This is a genomic window from Sedimentitalea nanhaiensis DSM 24252, assembly GCF_000473225.1.
Lineage (GTDB): Bacteria > Pseudomonadota > Alphaproteobacteria > Rhodobacterales > Rhodobacteraceae > Sedimentitalea > Sedimentitalea nanhaiensis.
Window position 1 is genome coordinate 525,167 of the sequence record NZ_KI421509.1, and the last position, 19,174, is coordinate 544,340.

Consider the following 19,174-nt stretch of genomic DNA (forward strand, 5'->3'; position numbering starts at 1 on the left):
TGTTTACTCCTCTTCGACGCCGAATTGCGCGTCGAGCTTGTTCATCCGCCACGCGTAGTTGAAGATCAGCGCCAGGAACACGAGGATCGAGCCTTGCTGGGCGAACCAGAAGCCAAGATCGGTGCCGCCGACGCGGATGCCCGACAACATCGGGCGCAGCAGAATGCCGAACCCGAACGAGACCAGCGCCCAAATTACGAGGCTGATCAGAATTATGCGCACATTCGCTGCCCAATAGCCCTTGTCGGACTCGGCAGTGTCTGAGGCGCTAGTGGTTTGGTCCGCCATGGCGGTTCCTCCTTCTTCCTCCGGAAAATGACGGGCATCGCTGAATTGAGACGACGCCCGGTCTTGTCTTGAATCAGGCCGTGGCCTGTTTCACGATCGCGCCCAATTCAGCGGCAATCGCGTCGATGTCACCCATCGCATCGATGGATTTCAGCACGCCTTTGGACGTGTAATAGGCGATCAGGGGGGCGGTCTGTTCGTGATAGGCCACCAGACGGCTTGCGACGGTTTCCGCATTATCGTCCGCGCGGCGCTTCATCCCGGTGCCGCCGCATTTGTCGCAGGTTTCAGCGATTTTAGGGGCCTTGAACGTGTCGTGATAACCCTCGCCGCAATCGCCGCAGGTAAAGCGGCCGGAAATGCGGGTGACCATCGCGGCGTCATCGACCTCGAGGCTGATGGCCGCGTTGATACCCTGGCCGGATTCTGCCAGCAGCGCATCCAGCGCCTGAGCCTGAACCGTGGTGCGGGGAAAGCCGTCGAGGATGACGCCCCTGGCGCAGTCAGGCTCGGCCAGACGGTCGCGCAGGATGTTGATCACGATGTCGTCGCTGACCAGTTCACCGGCTTCCATCACCGCCTTGGCCGCCTTGCCAGCCTCGGTGCCCGCGGCAACCGCCGCACGCAGAAGATCCCCGGTAGACAGTTGCACGAGACCGAATTCTCCCTCCAGCATCCGCGCCTGCGTCCCCTTGCCAGCCCCAGGAGGACCAAGCAAAATCAGCACAGCAGGTTTGGTCATTGTGCTTGCATCCATAATCCTTACCCCGCCCGGTTTGCGATCAGATCGTCCACCACCGACGGATCGGCCAGTGTCGAGGTGTCGCCCAGAGAGCCAAAGTCGTTCTCGGCGATCTTGCGCAGGATTCGGCGCATGATCTTGCCCGAGCGGGTCTTGGGCAGGCCGGGGGCCCATTGGATAACATCGGGGCTCGCAATCGGGCCAATCTCGGTACGCACCCACTGGCGCAACTCCTTGACCAATGCGTCGCTGGGTTCGCGGTCGTTCATCAGGGTGACATAGCAATAGATGCCCTGACCCTTGATGTCATGCGGGTATCCGACCACGGCCGCTTCGGCCACGGCGGCATGTGCGACCAGTGCGCTTTCCACTTCGGCGGTCCCCATGCGGTGACCCGACACGTTGATCACGTCATCGACCCGACCGGTGATCCAATAATCGCCATCGTCGTCGCGCTTGCAGCCGTCGCCGGCAAAGTAATAGCCCTTGTAGTCGCTGAAATAGGTCTTTTCAAACCGCTCGTGATCCCCCCAGACGGTGCGCATCTGGCTGGGCCAGCTGTCTTTCAGACACAGAACGCCTTCGCAGGGATAGCTGTCGATCTCTTCGCCGGAATGCGGATCCAGAACCACCGGGTTGACGCCAAAGAACGGCTTCATCGCCGAGCCGGGCTTTGTCGCGTGCGCGCCGGGCAGGGGGGTCAGAAGATGGCCGCCGGTCTCGGTCTGCCACCAGGTATCTACGATCGGGCATCTGCCCTTGCCAACCACGTCATGGTACCAGTTCCAGGCCTCGGGGTTGATGGGCTCGCCCACGGTGCCCAGGATGCGCAGGCTGGACAGGTCGCATTTCTCGACGAATTCATTGCCTTGCCCCATCAGGGCGCGCAGGGCGGTGGGTGCCGTGTAGAACTGGTTGACCTTGTGCTTGTCGCAAACCTGCCAGAAGCGGCTGGCGTCGGGATAGGTCGGAACGCCCTCGAACATGACCGTAGTGGCGCCATTGGCCAAGGGACCATAGACAATATAGCTGTGGCCGGTGACCCAGCCGACGTCGGCGGTGCACCAGAACACGTCACCATCGTGATAGTCGAACACATACTCATGGGTCATCGAGGCAAAGACCAGATACCCGCCCGAACTGTGCACGACGCCCTTGGGTTGACCGGTGCTGCCCGAGGTGTAGAGGATGAAGAGAGGGTCTTCGGCGCTCATCTCGGCGGGTTTGGAATAATCGTCCGCCTCAAGCGCCATCTCGTTATAGTCGAAATCCCGCCCATCGACCCAGGTGGTCTGACCGCCGGTGCGCTTGACCACCAGGCATTTGACGGTGTCCTTGCAATGCAGCAGCGCGGCGTCGGCGTTGGATTTCAGCGGTGTCTTGCGCCCCCCCCTTGGGGCTTCGTCGGCGGTGATGACAACCTTGGCGTCACTGCCGTTCACCCGGGCGGCCAGAGCATCCGGGCTGAACCCGGCAAAAACGATCGAGTGGATCGCACCCACACGTGCGCAGGCCAGCATTGCATAGGCGGCCTCTGGGATCATGGGCAGATAGATCACGACGCGGTCGCCCTTGCGCACACCGAGGTCCTCGAGAATATTCGCCATGCGGCAGACCCGGCGGTGCAGATCGTTGTAGGAAATGCTCTGTGCCGGCTCCTTGGGATCGTCGGGCTCAAAGATAATCGCGGTCTGGTTGCCACGGGTCGGCAGATGCCGGTCGATGCAGTTGGCGCTGACGTTCAGGGTTCCATCCTCGAACCAGCGAATGTCGACGTTGCCGGGTTCGAAGCTGGTGTTCTGCACTATTGTATAGGGCTTGATCCAGTCGATCCGTTTGCCATGTTCATTCCAGAATGCCTGTGGGTCATTGATCGATGCGGCATACATTTCATCGTATTTAGCTGCATCAATCAGCGCATGAGCGACCGCCTCGGACGAAGGTGGATAGACCTTTTCTTCCGACTTTTCGATTGCTGTCGTGGTGCTCATATGTGGCTCCTCCCTCTGACTGTGTCTGATCGCCCGAAACCGGGCCATAGCAGAGAGATAACTCTCTGTACGCTCCTAGGGCAAACAATAGTGGAGACTGAAAATAATGAAATAACTATCAGTAAAGAAACGATTAGTTTGTAAATATTTTTTGTACACCTCTTTGTTCTTGTAAAGTTTTGGCCGATGGGATTAATTTTTTGTTAAACCATAAGGCATTGCCTGTTAACTCTCCCGGTGCGTGTGATACCCGGTGACTCTCGATCGTGGGTATCGTTGCGTCATCCTGTGTCGATCATTGGGGTGACATTTTGTGTGCGGCAGTCTTTGAACCAGGGCAGGGCGGGCGTTTCCCGATGCGATGAAGGGTCCGGGAACCGATCCGAGTCGCCCGGGCGCTGCCGTCAATGGCAAGGGCTTGGCATATCCGGATACCCGCGCTAGCTTTCGGTCCAAGCGGCCCGCGCAACGGGCCGTAACAAGGGAGAGAAACTCATGAGCAAGCTGGTAAGCGGAGCCGTCGCTGCGGCTGTGGCAGTGTCATTTGTGGCCGAAGCATCGGCCACCGAATGGAACGTATCTGTCTGGGGCAAGCGTCGCGCCTTTACAGAGCACATCGAAAAGATCGCCGAACTGGTCAGCGAAAAAACCGGTGGCGAGTTTACCATGAACGTCAGCTATGGTGGCTTGTCCAAGAACCGCGAGAATCTGGACGGGATTTCCATCGGCGCGTTCGAGATGGCGCAGTTCTGCGCCGGGTATCATCCGGACAAGAACCGCTTGATCACCGTACTGGAATTGCCCTTCCTCGGTGTCGAGAACCTGGATCAGGAGGTGGCCGTCAGCCATGCGATCTATGGCCACCCGGCGGTGCAGGAAGAAATGGCGCAGTGGAATGCCAAGCTGCTGATGACCAGCCCGATGCCGCAATACAATATTGTCGGAACCGGCGAGCCGCGTGATGAGCTGGCCGAATTCGAGGGAATGCGCGTGCGTGCCACCGGCGGGCTGGGCGAAGCGTTCACGGCCGTTGGCGCGGTGCCGACCTCGGTAACCGCGACCGAAGCCTATCAGGCAATGGAATCCGGTGTCGTAGACACGGTGGCCTTTGCCCAGCATGCGCATCTGTCGTTTGGCACCATCAACCAGGCCGACTGGTGGACAGCAAACCTGAACCCCGGCACGGTGAACTGCCCGGTGGTCGTCAACATCGACGCCTATGAAAGCCTGAGCGACGAGGAACGCGCCGCGCTGGACGGCTCGGTGGACGAGGCGATCACACATTATTTGGCCAATTATGGTGAATTGCTAAAGAAATGGGACGCGATTCTGGATGAAAAGGGCGTCACGAAGGTTGTCATAAGCGACGAGGAACTGGCCGCGTTCCGGACCCAGGCCGCAGACCCGATTCGCGATGCCTGGATTGCCGAGATCGAGGCGCAGGGATTGCCGGGGCAGGAACTGTTTGACCTGCTGACGACAACTCTGGCCCAGGCCAAGGGCACGAACTGATCCTTTACTGATCGGTTCGAAACCGGGGCCGCGCACGCCGCGCGCCCCATTACATGACAGGGGATAGGAATGGCGGGATCTGCCGCGGTGCTGGAAGACTCCAGCCTGCTCAGCCGTTTGGATCGGGCGCTTTTGCCCATCGAGCGGTTTTGCGCGTTGCTCAGCGGACTGGCGATCTTTTCGCTGATGTTTCTGGCCGCCTATTCGGTTGTCGGGCGCAAGTTCTTTGGCTCTCCCTTGTTGGGATATGTCGATTATATCGAGGCGGCCATGCCGATCATTGCGATCATGGGCGTGTCCTATGTGCAGCGGGATGGCACCCATATCCGCATGGATATGTTGGTGGGTGCGCTGCATGGGCGGGTGCTGTGGCTGTTTGAGCTGATATCGGTTCTGCTGATCCTGGTGCTGATCGTCGCGCTGGCCTGGGGCGCCTGGGAGCATTTCGATCGCTCTTTTGACTGCTCGCGCCCCTTGTGCAGCCGCGACAGTTCCATCGACATCGGCCTGCCCACATGGCCCAGCAAACTGGTGGTGCCCGTGGCTTTTGGTGTCCTGGTGCTGCGTCTGATTGTGCAGGCGGTCGGCTATGGTCGGGCCCTGATTCTGGGATTGGACAATCCGGTCGCGGTCCCGCTGACGCTCACTGTGGCGGAACAGGCGCAGGCCGAGGCCAGCCAACTTGCGGGGCATGAATGATGGAACCCATCGATATCGGTCTCTGGACCAGTGGTGGCCTGCTGGTCATGGTTCTGCTGGGCATGCGGGTGGCGTTTGCTGCCGGTATGGCCGGGTTTGTCGGGCTGGTCTGGCTGCGCTGGAACGGATTTGACTATGACCCGGCGCGGTTCGGCAAGGCGCTGGAGGTCAGCGTGCGCATCGCCGGTCTGACGCCGCATTCCAAGGTCAGCGCCCAAGTGCTCAGTCTGATCCCGGTGTTTATTCTTATCGGCTATATGGCCTATTACGCGCGACTGACCACGGCCCTGTTTGAGGCGGCAAAACGCTGGATTGCCTGGGTGCCCGGCGGGTTGGCCGTGTCGACCGTTTTTGCCACCGCCGGCTTTGCCGCCGTATCCGGCGCGTCCGTGGCAACGGCAGCGGTGTTCGCCCGGATCGCCATCCCCGAGATGCTCAAGATCGGTTATAACAAGCAATTCGCAGCCGGTGTGGTGGCGGCGGGTGGGACGCTGGCTTCGCTGATACCGCCCTCTGCGATTCTGGTGATCTATGCCATCATCGTTGAGCAGGACGTGGGCAAGCTGCTGTTGGCGGGCTTCATTCCCGGTGCGTTTTCCGCCGTGGTCTATGCCGTTCTGATTATCGGTATCGCCGTGGTTTTCAAGACTGTTGGCCCGCCGGTCAAAGGCTTCACCTGGGGCCAGCGTTTTGCGGCGCTGCCGCCCGCCTTGCCCATCGTGGCAGTTGTCGTGATCATCATCTTCTTTGTCTACAATCCCTTTGGTGAAGCCTGGGGGACACCCACGGAAGGGGGCGCAATCGGGGCCTTCATCGTTTTTCTGATGGCCCTGTATCGTGGCATGCGTTGGTCCGAACTGAAGTCGGCGCTTCTGGATACGGCCAAGCTGACTGTGATGATCTTTACCATCATCTGGGGTGTCTTGATCTATGTCCGCTTCCTGGGCTTTGCCGAACTGCCGGCGGCTTTTGCGGACTGGATTACCTCGCTGACCCTGTCGCCGATGTTGATTCTGGTGTGCATCCTGCTGGCCTATGCGGTTCTGGGCATGTTCATGGATGCCATCGGCATGCTGCTGTTGACCTTGCCGGTGGTGTATCCGGCGGTGATGGCGCTGAATGGGGGCGAAACGGTTGCGGCTGCGGACAGCGCCTTTGGCATGTCCGGCACCATGTGCGCGATCTGGTTCGGAATCCTGGTGGTCAAGATGGCCGAGTTCTGCCTGATCACGCCGCCTATCGGCTTGAACTGTTTCGTGGTCGCGGGGGTGCGCGATGACCTGAGCGTGCAGGACGTGTTTCGTGGGGTGATGCCGTTCTTTATCGCCGACGCGGTAACGATCGCACTGTTGGTCGCTTTCCCCGGTATTGTGCTGTACCTGCCCAGCCTTGTGGGGTGAGGCGCAGACTTTCACAGGGGGTGGCTGCCGCACTCCGAAGAGGCGCTCGGTAATCGATATCCCCGACACACACCCGCCGGTATGCTGGGGGCGGGTCAATCTTCGGCGTCGTCTTCTTCGCTTTCCGGAACCACCAACGTTAGTTCGCCGGCCTGTTCCTGGGCCCGGATTGCGGCGATCACCTCGGTCATGGCGACCTCGCCGTCGCGGATTTTGACCTTGCCTTTTTCCTGCATTTCTTCGCGCAGGCTGTCCGCCATGCGCGAGGACATGTTGCCAAGCAGATATTCAGCAGCCGGAGCGGTTTCTTCGTCGGTGGCGGCGGCCAGCGCAGTGACCAAAACCTCAGGGTCGATGGCTTTGATGATCTTTGGCACGTCGCGGGCCAGAATTCGGGCAGGGATGTGTGCAAAGGTAAAGATCGACTTACGGACAGCGCTGGCAAAATCGGTATCGGTCTCGTCCAGGCCGGTCAGCATGTCGTTGCGGATCGTGGCGGCAGACTGGTTCAGAATGGCACCAATGCGCGCGCCGGGATCGTCGGCAAAGGCCACGTTCGGCTTGTCGTCCAACTGGCTGGCGAGGGAGAGCCCGATGCGATCCACGGCGTCGGGCGTGACCTGCCCGGTTTGCGACACGGCATAGGTGATACGCCGGGCAAGCGGACCGGGCAGACCGCCCAACATGGCCGCCGCCTTGGCTGTGTCAAGCTTGGACAGCAGCACCGCAGCGACCTCGATGCTTTCGGCCTTGGCCATGGCCACCAGATCGGGCACGGGCAGGGCGCGCAGCCGGGACCATGGATGGCCAGCCTGACGCACGCCGGCTTCCTTGCGGAGCCGGGCAGCGGTTTGGGGGCTGATCTTGCCATCCATTTCCGACAGTGCCTCGGCCAGCCCGTTAGGGAAGGACAGACCTATTCCGTCCAGCTTGGTGGCGAATTCGTCGATTACGGTGGTCAGGGTGTCCCGGTCCACCAACCCCATGGTGCCCATCTGCTGGATCAGTCGTCCCTGCAGCTCGTCCGGCAGATCCTCCAGTGGCAGATCCGCGCCCTCATTCATCAACAGACGCACCACGATGGCGGCCTTGGCCTTGCTGCCCAAGGGCTTGGGTTGCGTGGTTGCAACCTGATTGGCGGCATTTCCAGGTGCCGCGATAGGTAGCTGCGAAACCGCCGAGTCTTTGTGCATCTGTCAGCCCTTGCCTTGAAACCCCATTTCAGGATCGCAGGCAGTCTAGGCCGACAGCTGTAAACAAAGGCTGAAAAGTCAGTAGTTGTATGTCAGTCCGGTGCGGATTGCTTCGCGCAGCGAGGCCTCTGCCCAGGTGCCTTCGCCGCCACGTGCCTTGATTTCGCGCCACTGGACAATCGCCTCGTCCACCCGGCCCTCTTGCACATGGCCCTGCGCCATGTAGGAGCGCGCAAGAATATTGTTTGGATTAAGGGCGATGGCCTGTTCATAGAACATCTGAGCCAACTCCAGATTGCCGAGCTTGCGGTGGGTGAAACCCCAATAGGTCAGCACTCGGTCCGATCCCTGATCCGGCATCTCCGCCAACACGCTCTGTGCGTCCTGATAGCGTCCGGCATAGGCCAGTTCGCGCGCCGCCCCATAGAGCACGTCGCTGTCCAGCGCGGCCCCCTTGGGTTTTACGCATTTCTGCGTGGCCGCATCCCAGACCTCGACTCCTTTGCAGGACGTGGTCGTTTCCGTCGGCTTTGGTGGGGCGTTATCGTCACTGGCCGCAAAGCCGAGGCTGGGAATAAGGAGAAGGGCCATAAGGGGCAGACGCATGAAACGCTCCGATTACATAGCAGGTTATAGGTACTTCAAATGACAAGAAACCGCAGGCAGATCTACGATCATGCCCGGTCATTGGAAAAACGGTCAGACGCGCCGCTAGCTGTTGGTTTGCGGCACGCAGCTCTGGTTTGTTGAATCCCATGTCGTTCCCGGTGCACAGGACTGTGCCTGGTGATCTCGCTCCGAGCACATGGCGAAAGACAGGCTTGGCGCAACAATGAGCGCCAGTGCAACCATACCTGTTCTGAGGGTCATGAGTGTCCTCCAAGTGTTACATGCAGTTGGTCTTTACGTAGTCATCCTGATCGTAAACGGCAAAGCCGGATTTACAAAACGAAAACGGCCCACAATGGCGTGATGACGCCGGTGCGGGCCGCTGACAGCATCAATATCGACGCGTTAGTTTTTGAATACGCGTTTGAAAATCGTGTCGACATGTTTGGTGTGATAGCCCAGATCGAATTTCTCTTCGATTTCATCGGCGCTGAGCGCGGCCAGCACATCGGCATCGCCCAGCAGCTCTGTTTTGAAATCCTTGCCTTGTTCCCAGACCTTCATCGCATTGCGTTGCACCAGGCTATAGGCGTCTTCGCGGCTGACACCGGCCTGCGTCAGGGCAAGAAGCACGCGCTGGCTCATCACCAGGCCGCGAAATTTGTTCATGTTGGCCAGCATGTTGTCCGGATAGACCACGAGCTTGTCGACGACCTGGGTCAGGCGGGACAGGGCGAAATCCAGCGTGATCGTGGTGTCCGGCCCGATGTTGCGCTCGACCGAGCTGTGGGAAATATCGCGCTCGTGCCAGAGGGCCACGTTTTCCATCGCCGGAATTACGGCCATGCGCACCAGTCGCGCCAACCCGGTCAGGTTCTCGGTCAGCACGGGGTTGCGTTTGTGGGGCATCGCGCTGCTGCCTTTCTGGCCCTTGGAAAAGAACTCTTCGGCCTCCAGAACCTCTGTGCGTTGCATGTGGCGGATTTCGGTGGCCACGTTCTCGATGCTGCTGCCGATCACGCCGAGGGTTGCAAAAAAGGCGGCATGGCGGTCGCGCGGGATCACCTGGGTGCTGATCGGTTCCGGTTCCAGGCCCAACTGGGCGCAGACGTGTTCCTCGACGCGCGGATCGATATTGGCGAAGGTGCCGACGGCTCCGGAAATGGCACCGGTGGCAATTTCGGACCGCGCCGCGCGCAGACGGGTCAGGTTGCGATCCATTTCCGCATAGAACCGTGCAAAGGTCAGGCCCATCGTGGTCGGTTCGGCATGAATACCGTGGCTGCGACCGATGCGCACCGTATCCTTGTGCTCCAGCGCGCGACGTTTCAGCGCCGCCAGCAGCGCTTCGACATCTGCGATCAGAATGTCAGCCGCGCGGACCAACTGGACGTTGAAGGTGGTGTCCAGCACGTCGGAACTGGTCATGCCCTGATGCACGAACCTGGCCTCGTCATTGCCGATGATTTCGGCCAGGTGGGTCAGAAAGGCGATGACGTCATGTTTGGTCACCGCTTCGATTTCGTCGATCCGGGCGACGTCGAATTCCACATCCTTGGCTTTCCACACGGCGGCGGCATTTTCGCGAGGGATCACCCCCAGGTCGGCCATGGCATCGCAGGCATGGGCCTCGATTTCGTACCAGATGCGAAATTTGGTTTCGGGGGACCAGACGGCGACCATATCGGGACGGGAATAACGCGGGATCATAGGGCGGCACCTTGCTTTGCTTGGGGTACCTGCCTCATAGACCGCGCGCCGCAGCGCGGCAAGGCTGCACTGATCCCAAGGGGGCAGTGCCAGCATGCGTTGACTGTGCGGTCGCCAGGCAATAGCCGAGATCCGACAACCGACGAGGGGCGGCATGGATGGTGCAGCACGGCAATTGCTGGATTTTCAAGGAGCGTGGCATCTGGAGCGTGAGATTACCCATGCCGATGGGACCCGGGCCAGGTTTGTCGCACGGGCGGTTTGGACCCCGCAGGCACAGGGGCTGGGCTATGTGGAAAACGGGGAACTGAAGGTACAGGGGCATGTACCGATTTCAGCCAGCCAGAATTTTTCTTGGCGCGCGGACCTGTCAGTGTGGTTTTCCGATGGCCGGTATTTCCACACAGTTCCGGCCCGTGGTGGCCCGACTTCGCATTGGTGCGATCCTGACCAATATGATGGGGCATATGATTTTGATTTCTGGCCGGTTTTCACGGTGACCTGGCAGGTGTCCGGCCCGCGCAAATCCTATCGTATGATTAGTACATACCATAGGATCTGACCGCCGAGGTCTGTGGTCATGCTGCGTTTGTGCCGACCTGCGGCAAGGGTGCAACGCTCAAATTAATCTGCGGCAGCGCAGTATCTACGCCACAAGGCATTCGACTTTGGCCGCGATACAGGAGATTTGCCGATGACCGCGACCATAGCCAACCCGCTGTGGACACAGGCTATCGGGCTGAATCCGGCAATGCCCTGCGTCTGAATCAGGCAGTGCTGGGCGGAATCGTCGTTCTGGCGATTACTGCCAAGATCAAAGTGCCGATGAGGCCGGTTCCGGTCGCCATGGGCAGTTTTGCCGTGTTGTTCATCGGCGCGCGCCTCGGACAGGCGACGATCCTGGGGTACATGCTGATCGGGGCGCTGGGTCTTGACGTCTTCGCGGGCGCGCTCGCCGCGCCCCGAACACCCGATTGCCCGTCCGCCTGGTGCCCGTCCCCCGGAGGGGGGGGCACCGACCGCGCGTCCGCCCATCCACCGACTGCCGGGAGGCGGGGGGGGCGCGCGTCTCCGCTGAACCGCCGGACCTGTTAATTCAGTCCGAGCGCTGTCGGGTAACCACGCTTGCACCCCGCTCCAGGGTGCGGTGAACCGGACATTTGTCGGCAATCTGCATCAAGCGGGCGATTTGTTCGTCGCTCAGATCGCCGCGCAGGTCGATCACACGTTCGAACCGGTCGATGCGATTTGCATCGGTGGTTTCAGCGTCTTGGGCGTGGAGCTTGCCGTGGCTGACATCGACGCTCACATGCTCCAGCGGCCAATCCTTGCGCCGCGCGAACATGCGGATCGTCATCGAGGTGCAGGCCCCCAAGCCGGCGGCCATCAGACCATAGGGCGACAGACCGCGGTCGGTGCCGCCAAAGGCAATGGGTTCATCGGCCAGAAGGTGATGTCTGGGGCCGGACTGGATGTCCTGAAGGAACCCGTCGGGGTCGGCTTCGCTGATGCGGGTGATCCCTTCGGGCGCACCTGGCGGTGGCGCGGGCGGGGACAGATCCAGGTAGCGCCCGGCCCAGGTGGCAATGACCTGCGCGACATATTCGGCATCCTTGTCGCGGGTGATCAGGTGGTCGGCATCGTCCAGGGTCACAAAGCTCTTGGGGTGTTTGGCGGCCTGAAAGATATGCGCGGCATTGTCGATGCCGACGGTGTCATCCAACGGTGCGTGCAGCACCAGCAGGGCGGCTCTCAGCGATTTGATCGCCGGGGTCAGGCTGGCGGTGTCGATGTCGTCAAGAAACGCGCGGGTAATGCGGAAAGGGCGCCCGCCCAGCGAGACCTCGGCACTGCCGTGTTCGTGGATATCGGGCACAGCGTCGGCAAAATTGTGGCTGACATGGGCCGGGTCAAACGGGGCATTGATGGTCACAATGCCTTTCAAGCTTTTGATTTTATGTGCAGACTTAAGAATCGCCGCGCCCCCCAGGGAATGACCGATGGCCAGGCTGGGGGCCATGTCCCGATTCTGTAGATAGCGGGCGGCGGCCAGAAGATCCTGCACATTTGAGGTGAAGCTTGTATTGGAAAATTCGCCCTGGGAATGGCCGAGGCCGGTAAAGTCGAACCGCAATACCGCGATTCCCATGCTCGCCAGCCGGGCCGCGATACGGCGTGCGGCGGGGATGTCCTTGGAGCAGGTGAAGCAATGCGCAAACAGGGCCGTGGCCAGATGTGGGCCGTTGGGAAGGTCCAGCCGCGCGGCCAGTTCGCTGCCGTCGTGACCGGCAAATGTGAGACGTTCTGAGGGCATGGCGCGATCCTTATATTGAGTCGGGCAAAGGTGGAGGCCGCGCTTGGGATTGCCAAGCCGATGGAGGAGCGGATCACGCAGAGGTGACACCGCAACTGGGCAAAACCGGGCGGTGCCAGGCGTATGGATCGCGTACATGCTCGGTACATACCCGGTACATACGCAGTATGGGTTGCGGACGGGGCGAGGATGACCGGGCGTGGCCAAAACACCGCGTTGGGCGCAGATCCGCACCCGGCACTGGTTTTCCCATTCAGAATCGCCGATGATTTACACAGTCTAACAGGAGATATTTTGTGAAAAAACTGGTCTGGCTATTGGGCGGCGCAACCTTGCTTCTGTCCGCTTGCGACACCTATGAAGGCGGCCTTGCGTCGCCGTCCAACAGCTATCTTGGCGAGGTTCCAGAGGGCGTGGTTGCGATCGCGGCCCCCTATCAGGATCTGAGTGCGGTGAGTATCGATCCGGCGGATGGCTGTTATGTCTATCGACACGTGGGACCGGTCGAAACGACTTTCCTGCCGTTGCGGTCGGCGGATGGGCGACCGATCTGTTCGCGCGCGCCGGAGGCGACCTAGGCCCAAGACCCGCGATCTACGGGCGTTTGGTGCGCGTTGCGCCCCACGGCCTTCGCCAAGCCGGACAAATACCCGACCCTGGCCAAAACGCACTGTGCGCTAGCTGCGCGCAGTGGCGTTGCTCTCGGGGGGATACAGATACGCGGTCGATCCGGTTGCCACCTGATCGTAGAGCCCGTTGATATGCACCATGACCATGCGCACACAGCCGGAACTGGCCCGTCCGCCAATAGAGCGCGGGCTGGGCGATCCGTGGATGCGCAGATAGGTGTCGCGATTGCCGTCGTACAGATAAAAGGCGCGCGACCCGAGCGGGTTGTTGGGACCGGCGTTCATGCCGTCAGCGTGCTGGGCGTAAAGCTGAGGGTCGCGTTCGATCATTGCGGCGGTCGGGGTCCAGGTTGGCCATTTGGCCTTGCGCCGGATGGTATAGGTGCCGGGTTCATAGAGATTGCCACGCGCAATCGCGACGCCATAGCGCATCGCGGTGCCATCGTCGCCGATATGATAGAGATATCTGGCTACCGCATCGACGTGAATGTCGCCGGGGCGCAGACCGGAATTGGCCTCGACCCGTTGCGGCAGAAAGCGCGGATGAAAGCCCCAGGGGTTGGACGTGGCCGGATCGTAATTCGCCGGTGTGATTTGTGCATCCCAACGAGACCATTTGGAGCGGTCCGATGTCGGTGCCGCCCAGGCCGTGCCGGCAAGAGGGGCCGAAAACAGGGCGGCGGACGAAAGTACAAAATGGCGTCGGGTCAACATGGGTTCACGATCCTCGGTTGCGGCGAGTCCACAAAAGGACTGCCTGTGAAAGCATGCGAGATCAAGCAAAGATCCGGTCACATAGCCGTGTTTAAACCCAAAAGGGTTTTCCGAAGATGAAAATCGGCCCTTCGGGGCGGAAAAGGATCGCTCGGCGCAGAAAGGCGGTCGCTGCCGAGAACCGCGACAACCGGACCAAATCCGTCCCCGGAGTCTGTTGCGTTCAATTTAATGCGCCGGAATAATGCGCCAATCAACGCAATCCGATCGGGCCACCCATCAGCGCCGCATCGAACGGATAGGTTGTCAGGTTCTCGAACCCGTCGTCGGTGATCAGGACCTGGTCTTCCAGCTTGATCGAGAAATCGCCGCCGACCTCGCCGACACAGGCCTCGACACAGATCGTCATGCCCGGCTCGAGCGCATAGTCAAACGCCCCCGGCACCGCCTTGTCGGGATAGGCGACCATCGGCCATTCATCACACAGCCCGACCCCATGCATCAGGCAGCCGTATTTCTGCGCCTGATACTTGTCGTCCAGCCGGTGGGCGTTGGCGGTCAGTTCGGGAATGGTGACGCCGGGTTTGAGCATCTGCATGTTGGTCATGATGTGGTCATGCGCGTGTTGCATCGCATAGACCATGTCGGGCCGGGGCGGGGCGTCGCCGATCCACCAGCTGCGCGAGATGTCGATGCAGATGCCATAGCTGCCAATCAGGTCGGTGTCGAAACTGATGATCTCGTTGGGCCGGGTAATGCGGGGACCGCATTCCTGAAACCACGGGTTGGTGCGCGGACCCGAGGCCAGCAGGCGGGTCTCGATCCATTCGCCACCGCGGCGAATGTTTTCGGCATGCAGCACCGCCCAGATGTCGTCTTCGCAGGTCTTGCCGTCGCCGGAGTGGGCGCGGGCGAAATCCTCCATGCCGCGGACGGCGGTTTCGCAGGCATGGTTGGCGCAGCGCATGGCAAGGATTTCGTCGGGGCCTTTGACGGCGCGGGATTTCTCGGTGACCTCTTCGCCATCCATGATTTCAAAGCCCTGGGCCTGCAGCGCCCTGGCACCGTGCAGCATGATCTTGTCCACCGCCAGACGCCGGTTGCCGCCACCGTGTTCGGCCACAAGGGTGCGCACCTCATTGGCAAATTCATCGGCAACCGGATCGATCCGATCCCCGGCCGAGAAATAGAACATCGACGCGCCCGAACGCTGTTCGCGCACCAGAGGGTTGAATTCGCTCAGGAAGGGAGAGTTCTTGTAGTCCCAGATCACCATATATCCATCGGCGCACAGCAGCACGGCGCGGAACGGATTGTGGGTGTTCCACAGCTGCATGTTGGTGCTGTCCGTGGCATAGCGGATGTTCAGCGGGTCAAACATCAACAGCCCGCCATATTCCCGGTCGACGATATGGCGGGTCAGCCGTCGCCAGCGATAGTCGCGCATGGCCAGCAAATTCGGGAGGGTCAGCCCGGCCTCGGCCCATTCGGTCAGCGCCAGCTGTGTCGGCCCGATCTCCATCCGGTCCTGATCGTTGGGTGTGCCATCGGGCAGGGTGTCGCCCCGGGTCGGGTCGATCTTGCGACGGTCGCGGTAATGGGTGTTCATGGCTTGGCCTCCTCGCGGTCATGCTGAGATGGTTGGCGGCAGGGGTCCGTTCCGATTGCGACCCTGAGACGTCGTTTTTTAGGGGCCAGGCCGATGGACATGGGACGGCGGGGGCGGTGGATCGCATGGATCGGGGTGCTGGTCACGGTCGCGGTTTGCGGTTATCCACGGCTGCGCCAGGTCGGGGTGAGCCCGGCATGGTTTCGGCTTTCCGGCCCGCAAGGCCCCCTGCAATTCAAAGATCTGCCCATGCATCTATCCACCGAACACGCTGAAACGCTCGCCCTGAAGGCTCTGACCTGGCTGGTCGGGCAAGAGGATCTGCTGCCTGTCTTTCTTGGCTCCAGCGGGGCCAGCGAGCGGGATGTGCGGGACCGGGCCGGGGATCCCGAATTTCTGGGCTCTGTGCTGGATTTTCTGCTGATGGACGAGGCCTGGGTGATTGCCTTTTGCGACACCTGCGCGGTGCCTTATGCGCAGCCGATGCAGGCGCGCGCGGCACTGCCGGGGGGCGCGCAGGTGCATTGGACATGACCGTGATACCCGCGCCGGTGACCGCACAGGCCCGGCAGATCGAGGCGATCCTGTTTGACAAGGACGGCACCCTGTTTGATTTCGGCGCCACGTGGGAGGTCTGGGCGCAGGCCTTGTTGCTGCGCCTGTGCACGCAGGATGCGGACCGTGCCGCCGCGGCGGGCTGGGGGATCGGGTTTGATATGAAAGCCTGCCGTTTCCTGCCCGACAGCATCGCGATTGCCGGTACGGCGGGGCAGGTGGCCGAGGCATTGGCGCCGCATGTGCCCGACCTGTCCGTCGCCCAGGTGCTGGCGATGCTGAATGACGAGGCCGAACGGACGCCCCAGGTGGAGGCGGTCCCCCTGGGGCCGTTTCTGGATCGGCTGCGCGGTCTCGGATTAAAGCTGGGCGTGGCCACCAATGACGCGGAAAACCCGGCGCGGGCGCATCTGGGGGCCGCCGGGGTGATCGACCGGTTCGATTTTATTGCCGGGTTCGACAGCGGTCATGGCGCCAAGCCCGGCCCGGGGCAGTTGCTGGCCTTTGCCAAGGCCGTCGGGGTCGCGCCGCATCTGGTGGCGATGGTCGGGGACAGCAGCCACGATCTGATCGCAGGGCGCAGCGCCGGGATGGTCACGGTTGGCGTTCTGACCGGAATCGCGGATGCCGGGGACCTGGCCGCCTTTGCAGATGTGATCCTGCCGGACATCAGTCACCTGCACGCATGGCTGGGCCGCTGATCGCGGGGCGCTTGCGCCTGGATGGGTTCGACGCTTTCTGACCCAAAAACGACGCGCCACGTCGCGAACTGAGCGGAACTTTCCCAAATCCGGGTGCTTGCTTGCAGGGGAAGCCGAAGGAGAGTGACATGGCGGACGGTGCAGGACGCAAGCGGCGGGGCGGCGGGCGTGCGGGCAATGCGGCGCGGCGCGGCGGGGTGGTGATCGAACAGATGCCGTGGCACCCGCCGATCAACATCGACCGGCCAGTGGAACCGCTGAACGAAGAGGGGGTCGCGGCGGTTCACGAGGGCGCAATGCAGATCCTCGAAGATATCGGCATTGCGATCCTGAACCCCGAGGCGCTGGAACTCTTTCGCGAGGCCGGGTGTTCGATCGATGGAGACGTGGTGCGGTGCAGTCGCGAATTCATCATGGAGATGGTCGGCAAGGCCCCCGACACATTCACCCTGACACCGCGCAATCCCGACCGTCAGATTACGGTGGGCGGCAATACGCTGTTGTTCGGCAATGTCAGTTCGCCGCCCAACTATTGGGACATGGAGATCGGCAGAAAGGTTCCAGGCACACGAGAAATGTGCCGCAACCTGTTGAAATTAACGCAATATTTTAACTGCATACATTTTGCGGGAGGCTATCCGGTCGAGCCGGTCGATTTGCATGCCAGCGTGCGCCATCTGGACGTTCTGTATGACAAGCTGACGCTGACCGACAAGGTGATGCATGCCTATTCCCTGGGCAAGGAGCGGGTCGAGGATGTGATGGAAATGGTTCGCATCGCCGGCGGGCTGACACATGAGGAGTTTGACGCAACCCCCCGGATGTACACGAATATCAATTCCACATCGCCGTTGAAACACGACTATCCGATGTTGGATGGCTGGATGCGGCTGGCACGGCGCGGTCAGGGGTTGGTGGTGACGCCGTTCACGCTGGCCGGGGCAATGGCGCCGGTGACCATGGCGGGGGCGGTGACGCAATCGCTGGCCGAGGGGCTGATCGCCATCGCGCTGGCGCAATACATCAACCCCGGTTGTCCCTGTGTGATCGGCACTTTCACCAGCAACGTCGACATGAAGTCGGGCGCACCGGCCTTTGGCACGCCCGAATATATGCGCGCCACGCAGATGACCGGGCAGTTGGCGCGGTTTTATGGGTTGCCGATGCGGTCCTCCGGCGTTTGCGCGGCAAATGTGCCGGACGGGCAGGCGATGTGGGAAACCTCTAACAGCCTGTGGGCGGCGGTGCAGTCGGGCACCAACATGGTCTATCACGCCGCCGGCTGGCTTGAGGGCGGGTTGATCGCCAGCCCGGAGAAATTCATAATGGATTGCGAGGTCTTGCAGCAGATACAACGCTATATGGATCCGATGATCTGCGCCACAGGGCCAGATGAGATCGCGCTGGATGCGATCCGGGCGGTGGGCAATACGGGACATTTCTTTGGAATTCAGCACACCCAGGACCGGTATGAAACCGCATTCTATCAGCCGTTCCTGAGCGACTGGAAAAACTACGAAGGCTGGGAAGTCGCTGGCGGCATCTGGACACCGGAGCGCGCGCATCACCTGTTCAAGGAGATCATCGCCAGTTTCGAGGAACCGCCGATGGATGTGGCGATCCGCGAGGAACTGGCCGCCTTTGTCGCCAAACGCAAGGAAGAGGGTGGCGCACCGACCGATTTCTGAGAGGCTCCGGCGTGGCCATGGCCAGCAGCGCAAGCATTGCCAAGGTCGATGGTTTTGCGGTTTAAGCAGAGACAGAGGACTCGCAGGAGCAAAAGTCATGTCGGTTGAATTTCTGATGACCTCGCTTGTCGTGGTGCTGTTGCCCGGAACCGGCGTCATTTATACTCTGGCCATCGGTCTTGGGCGCGGATTCAGGGCCAGCGTTGCAGCGGCGTTCGGGTGTACGCTTGGCATCGTTCCCGCTGCGGTGGCCAGTATCATCGGTCTGGCGGCACTGCTGCACACCAGCGCGCTGGCGTTTCAGGTCGTCAAGTTCATGGGCGTTGCTTACCTGTTCTACATGGCCTGGAAGATCCTGAAAGACGACACGGTCATGGAGGTGTCGGAAAACAGGGAAGAAGCCAGCCATTTTCGCGTCGCGGCAACAGGCGCGGTGTTGAACGTCCTGAACCCGAAATTATCCTTGTTCTTTCTGGCGTTCCTGCCCCAATTTATCTCGCCTGCTGCAACCAGCGCGACCCTGTCTCTGGTGGTGCTGGCGATGGTCTTTATGATCATGACGTTCGCGGTCTTCGTGGTCTATGGGGCGTTTGCTTCTTTTGCGAGAGATTTTGTCATTCGCCGCCCCTCGGTCATGAGTTGGATTAGACGCTGTTTTGCCGGCACCTTTGGTTTTCTGGGTGCGAAGCTGGCGGTTTCCAACTAGGACAAAGGTGTCTTGGGGCGAGGAGCGGACAACCGCATCGACCTGTCGCGCTGTCGTCGGGGATCTTTGGTCTCACCACATGTCCGCGCATCGGGTGATACGATGACGATTATG

The 19,174-nt window shown here is 60.9% G+C and carries 20 protein-coding genes; 10 read left to right on the forward strand and 10 right to left on the reverse strand.

Going from position 1 to position 19,174, the window contains the following annotated elements:
• Positions 1 to 3 precede the first annotated feature (3 nt).
• The 3 genes from NANH_RS0104175 to acs all read right to left on the reverse strand — a co-directional run bounded on the left by NANH_RS0104175 (position 4) and on the right by acs (position 3,021).
• Positions 4 to 288 (reverse strand): DUF4212 domain-containing protein, encoded by a 285-nt coding sequence (locus tag NANH_RS0104175; protein ID WP_027260895.1) that lies wholly within the window; start codon positions 286 to 288, stop codon positions 4 to 6.
• 73 nt (positions 289 to 361) lie between these two features.
• Positions 362 to 1,045, reverse strand: a complete 684-nt coding sequence (locus NANH_RS0104180; protein ID WP_027260896.1) for an adenylate kinase — start codon at positions 1,043 to 1,045, stop codon at positions 362 to 364.
• Between the two features lie 5 nt (positions 1,046 to 1,050).
• Positions 1,051 to 3,021, reverse strand: a complete 1,971-nt coding sequence (gene acs, locus NANH_RS0104185; RefSeq protein WP_036049409.1) for an acetate--CoA ligase — start codon at positions 3,019 to 3,021, stop codon at positions 1,051 to 1,053.
• A 495-nt stretch (positions 3,022 to 3,516) separates the two neighbouring features.
• Between acs and NANH_RS0104190 the strand changes: the two genes are divergently transcribed.
• From NANH_RS0104190 to NANH_RS0104200, 3 genes are all read left to right on the forward strand, one after another.
• Positions 3,517 to 4,533, forward strand: coding sequence for a C4-dicarboxylate TRAP transporter substrate-binding protein (locus NANH_RS0104190; RefSeq protein ID WP_027260898.1), 1,017 nt, complete (start codon positions 3,517 to 3,519; stop codon positions 4,531 to 4,533).
• Between the two features lie 69 nt (positions 4,534 to 4,602).
• Entirely contained in the window at positions 4,603 to 5,232 is a 630-nt protein-coding gene (locus NANH_RS0104195) for a TRAP transporter small permease subunit (RefSeq protein WP_027260899.1), read from the forward strand.
• A complete protein-coding gene (locus tag NANH_RS0104200; RefSeq protein ID WP_027260900.1) occupies positions 5,232 to 6,632 on the forward strand; it encodes a TRAP transporter large permease in 1,401 nt (466 codons plus the stop codon). Before NANH_RS0104195 ends, NANH_RS0104200 begins: the two co-directional genes overlap by 1 nt.
• Before the next feature lie 95 nt (positions 6,633 to 6,727).
• On the opposite strand, the gene NANH_RS0104205 is transcribed toward NANH_RS0104200, so the two are convergent.
• The 4 genes from NANH_RS0104205 to purB form a co-directional block, all read right to left on the reverse strand.
• Entirely contained in the window at positions 6,728 to 7,825 is a 1,098-nt protein-coding gene (locus tag NANH_RS0104205; RefSeq protein WP_027260901.1) for a flagellar motor switch protein FliG, read from the reverse strand.
• A 78-nt stretch (positions 7,826 to 7,903) separates the two neighbouring features.
• Entirely contained in the window at positions 7,904 to 8,431 is a 528-nt protein-coding gene (locus NANH_RS0104210; RefSeq protein ID WP_027260902.1) for a tetratricopeptide repeat protein, read from the reverse strand.
• Positions 8,432 to 8,536: 105 nt separating this feature from the next.
• Positions 8,537 to 8,695, reverse strand: a complete 159-nt coding sequence (locus tag NANH_RS29775) for a chitin-binding domain-containing protein (protein ID WP_081710420.1) — start codon at positions 8,693 to 8,695, stop codon at positions 8,537 to 8,539.
• Positions 8,696 to 8,839: 144 nt separating this feature from the next.
• The gene (purB, locus tag NANH_RS0104215) at positions 8,840 to 10,144 is read right to left on the reverse strand and encodes an adenylosuccinate lyase (protein ID WP_027260903.1); all 1,305 of its coding nucleotides are present in this window, start codon (positions 10,142 to 10,144) and stop codon (positions 8,840 to 8,842) included.
• Positions 10,145 to 10,298: 154 nt separating this feature from the next.
• On the opposite strand from purB, the gene NANH_RS0104220 reads away from it, so the two are divergent.
• Together NANH_RS0104220 and NANH_RS29640 are read left to right on the forward strand one after the other, a co-directional pair.
• Entirely contained in the window at positions 10,299 to 10,706 is a 408-nt protein-coding gene (locus NANH_RS0104220) for a DUF6314 family protein (RefSeq protein ID WP_036049411.1), read from the forward strand.
• A 158-nt stretch (positions 10,707 to 10,864) separates the two neighbouring features.
• Positions 10,865 to 11,239, forward strand: coding sequence for a biotin transporter BioY (locus NANH_RS29640; protein ID WP_027260905.1), 375 nt, complete (start codon positions 10,865 to 10,867; stop codon positions 11,237 to 11,239).
• A gap of 1 nt (position 11,240) precedes the next feature.
• On the opposite strand, the gene NANH_RS0104230 is transcribed toward NANH_RS29640, so the two are convergent.
• Complete coding sequence (locus NANH_RS0104230) at positions 11,241 to 12,458, reverse strand: bifunctional alpha/beta hydrolase/OsmC family protein (RefSeq protein WP_027260906.1); 1,218 nt, start codon at positions 12,456 to 12,458, stop codon at positions 11,241 to 11,243.
• Between the two features lie 296 nt (positions 12,459 to 12,754).
• Here NANH_RS0104230 and NANH_RS0104235 point away from each other — a divergent pair, with 296 nt between their 5' ends.
• The gene (locus NANH_RS0104235) at positions 12,755 to 13,036 is read left to right on the forward strand and encodes a hypothetical protein (protein ID WP_027260907.1); all 282 of its coding nucleotides are present in this window, start codon (positions 12,755 to 12,757) and stop codon (positions 13,034 to 13,036) included.
• 99 nt (positions 13,037 to 13,135) lie between these two features.
• On the opposite strand, the gene NANH_RS0104240 is transcribed toward NANH_RS0104235, so the two are convergent.
• The gene (locus NANH_RS0104240; RefSeq protein WP_027260908.1) at positions 13,136 to 13,801 is read right to left on the reverse strand and encodes a L,D-transpeptidase; all 666 of its coding nucleotides are present in this window, start codon (positions 13,799 to 13,801) and stop codon (positions 13,136 to 13,138) included.
• 253 nt (positions 13,802 to 14,054) lie between these two features.
• Positions 14,055 to 15,410, reverse strand: coding sequence for a dimethylsulfonioproprionate lyase DddP (gene dddP / locus NANH_RS0104245; protein ID WP_027260909.1), 1,356 nt, complete (start codon positions 15,408 to 15,410; stop codon positions 14,055 to 14,057).
• Between the two features lie 249 nt (positions 15,411 to 15,659).
• Between dddP and NANH_RS0104250 the strand changes: the two genes are divergently transcribed.
• The 4 genes from NANH_RS0104250 to NANH_RS0104265 all read left to right on the forward strand — a co-directional run bounded on the left by NANH_RS0104250 (position 15,660) and on the right by NANH_RS0104265 (position 19,060).
• A complete protein-coding gene (locus tag NANH_RS0104250; RefSeq protein ID WP_027260910.1) occupies positions 15,660 to 15,944 on the forward strand; it encodes a DUF3572 domain-containing protein in 285 nt (94 codons plus the stop codon).
• Positions 15,941 to 16,666 (forward strand): HAD family hydrolase, encoded by a 726-nt coding sequence (locus tag NANH_RS0104255; protein ID WP_051372233.1) that lies wholly within the window; start codon positions 15,941 to 15,943, stop codon positions 16,664 to 16,666. The genes NANH_RS0104250 and NANH_RS0104255 overlap by 4 nt, the downstream gene beginning before the upstream one ends.
• 128 nt (positions 16,667 to 16,794) lie before the next feature.
• The gene (locus NANH_RS0104260) at positions 16,795 to 18,354 is read left to right on the forward strand and encodes a trimethylamine methyltransferase family protein (RefSeq protein WP_027260912.1); all 1,560 of its coding nucleotides are present in this window, start codon (positions 16,795 to 16,797) and stop codon (positions 18,352 to 18,354) included.
• Positions 18,355 to 18,451: 97 nt separating this feature from the next.
• Positions 18,452 to 19,060: a LysE family translocator gene (locus NANH_RS0104265; protein WP_027260913.1), complete on the forward strand. Its 609-nt coding sequence runs from the start codon at positions 18,452 to 18,454 to the stop codon at positions 19,058 to 19,060.
• The last annotated feature ends 114 nt before the right edge of the window (positions 19,061 to 19,174 follow it).

What these genes read in the sequence shown, in the direction of transcription:
- NANH_RS0104175 (WP_027260895.1), bottom strand. Translation starts at nt 288, where the DNA reads ATGGCGGACCAAACCACTAGCGCCTCAGACACTGCCGAGTCCGACAAG.
- NANH_RS0104180 (WP_027260896.1), bottom strand. Translation starts at nt 1,045, where the DNA reads ATGGATGCAAGCACAATGACCAAACCTGCTGTGCTGATTTTGCTTGGT.
- acs (WP_036049409.1), bottom strand. Translation starts at nt 3,021, where the DNA reads ATGAGCACCACGACAGCAATCGAAAAGTCGGAAGAAAAGGTCTATCCA.
- NANH_RS0104190 (WP_027260898.1), top strand. Translation starts at nt 3,517, where the DNA reads ATGAGCAAGCTGGTAAGCGGAGCCGTCGCTGCGGCTGTGGCAGTGTCA.
- NANH_RS0104195 (WP_027260899.1), top strand. Translation starts at nt 4,603, where the DNA reads ATGGCGGGATCTGCCGCGGTGCTGGAAGACTCCAGCCTGCTCAGCCGT.
- NANH_RS0104200 (WP_027260900.1), top strand. Translation starts at nt 5,232, where the DNA reads ATGGAACCCATCGATATCGGTCTCTGGACCAGTGGTGGCCTGCTGGTC.
- NANH_RS0104205 (WP_027260901.1), bottom strand. Translation starts at nt 7,825, where the DNA reads ATGCACAAAGACTCGGCGGTTTCGCAGCTACCTATCGCGGCACCTGGA.
- NANH_RS0104210 (WP_027260902.1), bottom strand. Translation starts at nt 8,431, where the DNA reads ATGCGTCTGCCCCTTATGGCCCTTCTCCTTATTCCCAGCCTCGGCTTT.
- NANH_RS29775 (WP_081710420.1), bottom strand. Translation starts at nt 8,695, where the DNA reads ATGACCCTCAGAACAGGTATGGTTGCACTGGCGCTCATTGTTGCGCCA.
- purB (WP_027260903.1), bottom strand. Translation starts at nt 10,144, where the DNA reads ATGATCCCGCGTTATTCCCGTCCCGATATGGTCGCCGTCTGGTCCCCC.
- NANH_RS0104220 (WP_036049411.1), top strand. Translation starts at nt 10,299, where the DNA reads ATGGATGGTGCAGCACGGCAATTGCTGGATTTTCAAGGAGCGTGGCAT.
- NANH_RS0104230 (WP_027260906.1), bottom strand. Translation starts at nt 12,458, where the DNA reads ATGCCCTCAGAACGTCTCACATTTGCCGGTCACGACGGCAGCGAACTG.
- NANH_RS0104240 (WP_027260908.1), bottom strand. Translation starts at nt 13,801, where the DNA reads ATGTTGACCCGACGCCATTTTGTACTTTCGTCCGCCGCCCTGTTTTCG.
- dddP (WP_027260909.1), bottom strand. Translation starts at nt 15,410, where the DNA reads ATGAACACCCATTACCGCGACCGTCGCAAGATCGACCCGACCCGGGGC.
- NANH_RS0104250 (WP_027260910.1), top strand. Translation starts at nt 15,660, where the DNA reads ATGCATCTATCCACCGAACACGCTGAAACGCTCGCCCTGAAGGCTCTG.
- NANH_RS0104255 (WP_051372233.1), top strand. Translation starts at nt 15,941, where the DNA reads ATGACCGTGATACCCGCGCCGGTGACCGCACAGGCCCGGCAGATCGAG.
- NANH_RS0104260 (WP_027260912.1), top strand. Translation starts at nt 16,795, where the DNA reads ATGGCGGACGGTGCAGGACGCAAGCGGCGGGGCGGCGGGCGTGCGGGC.
- NANH_RS0104265 (WP_027260913.1), top strand. Translation starts at nt 18,452, where the DNA reads ATGTCGGTTGAATTTCTGATGACCTCGCTTGTCGTGGTGCTGTTGCCC.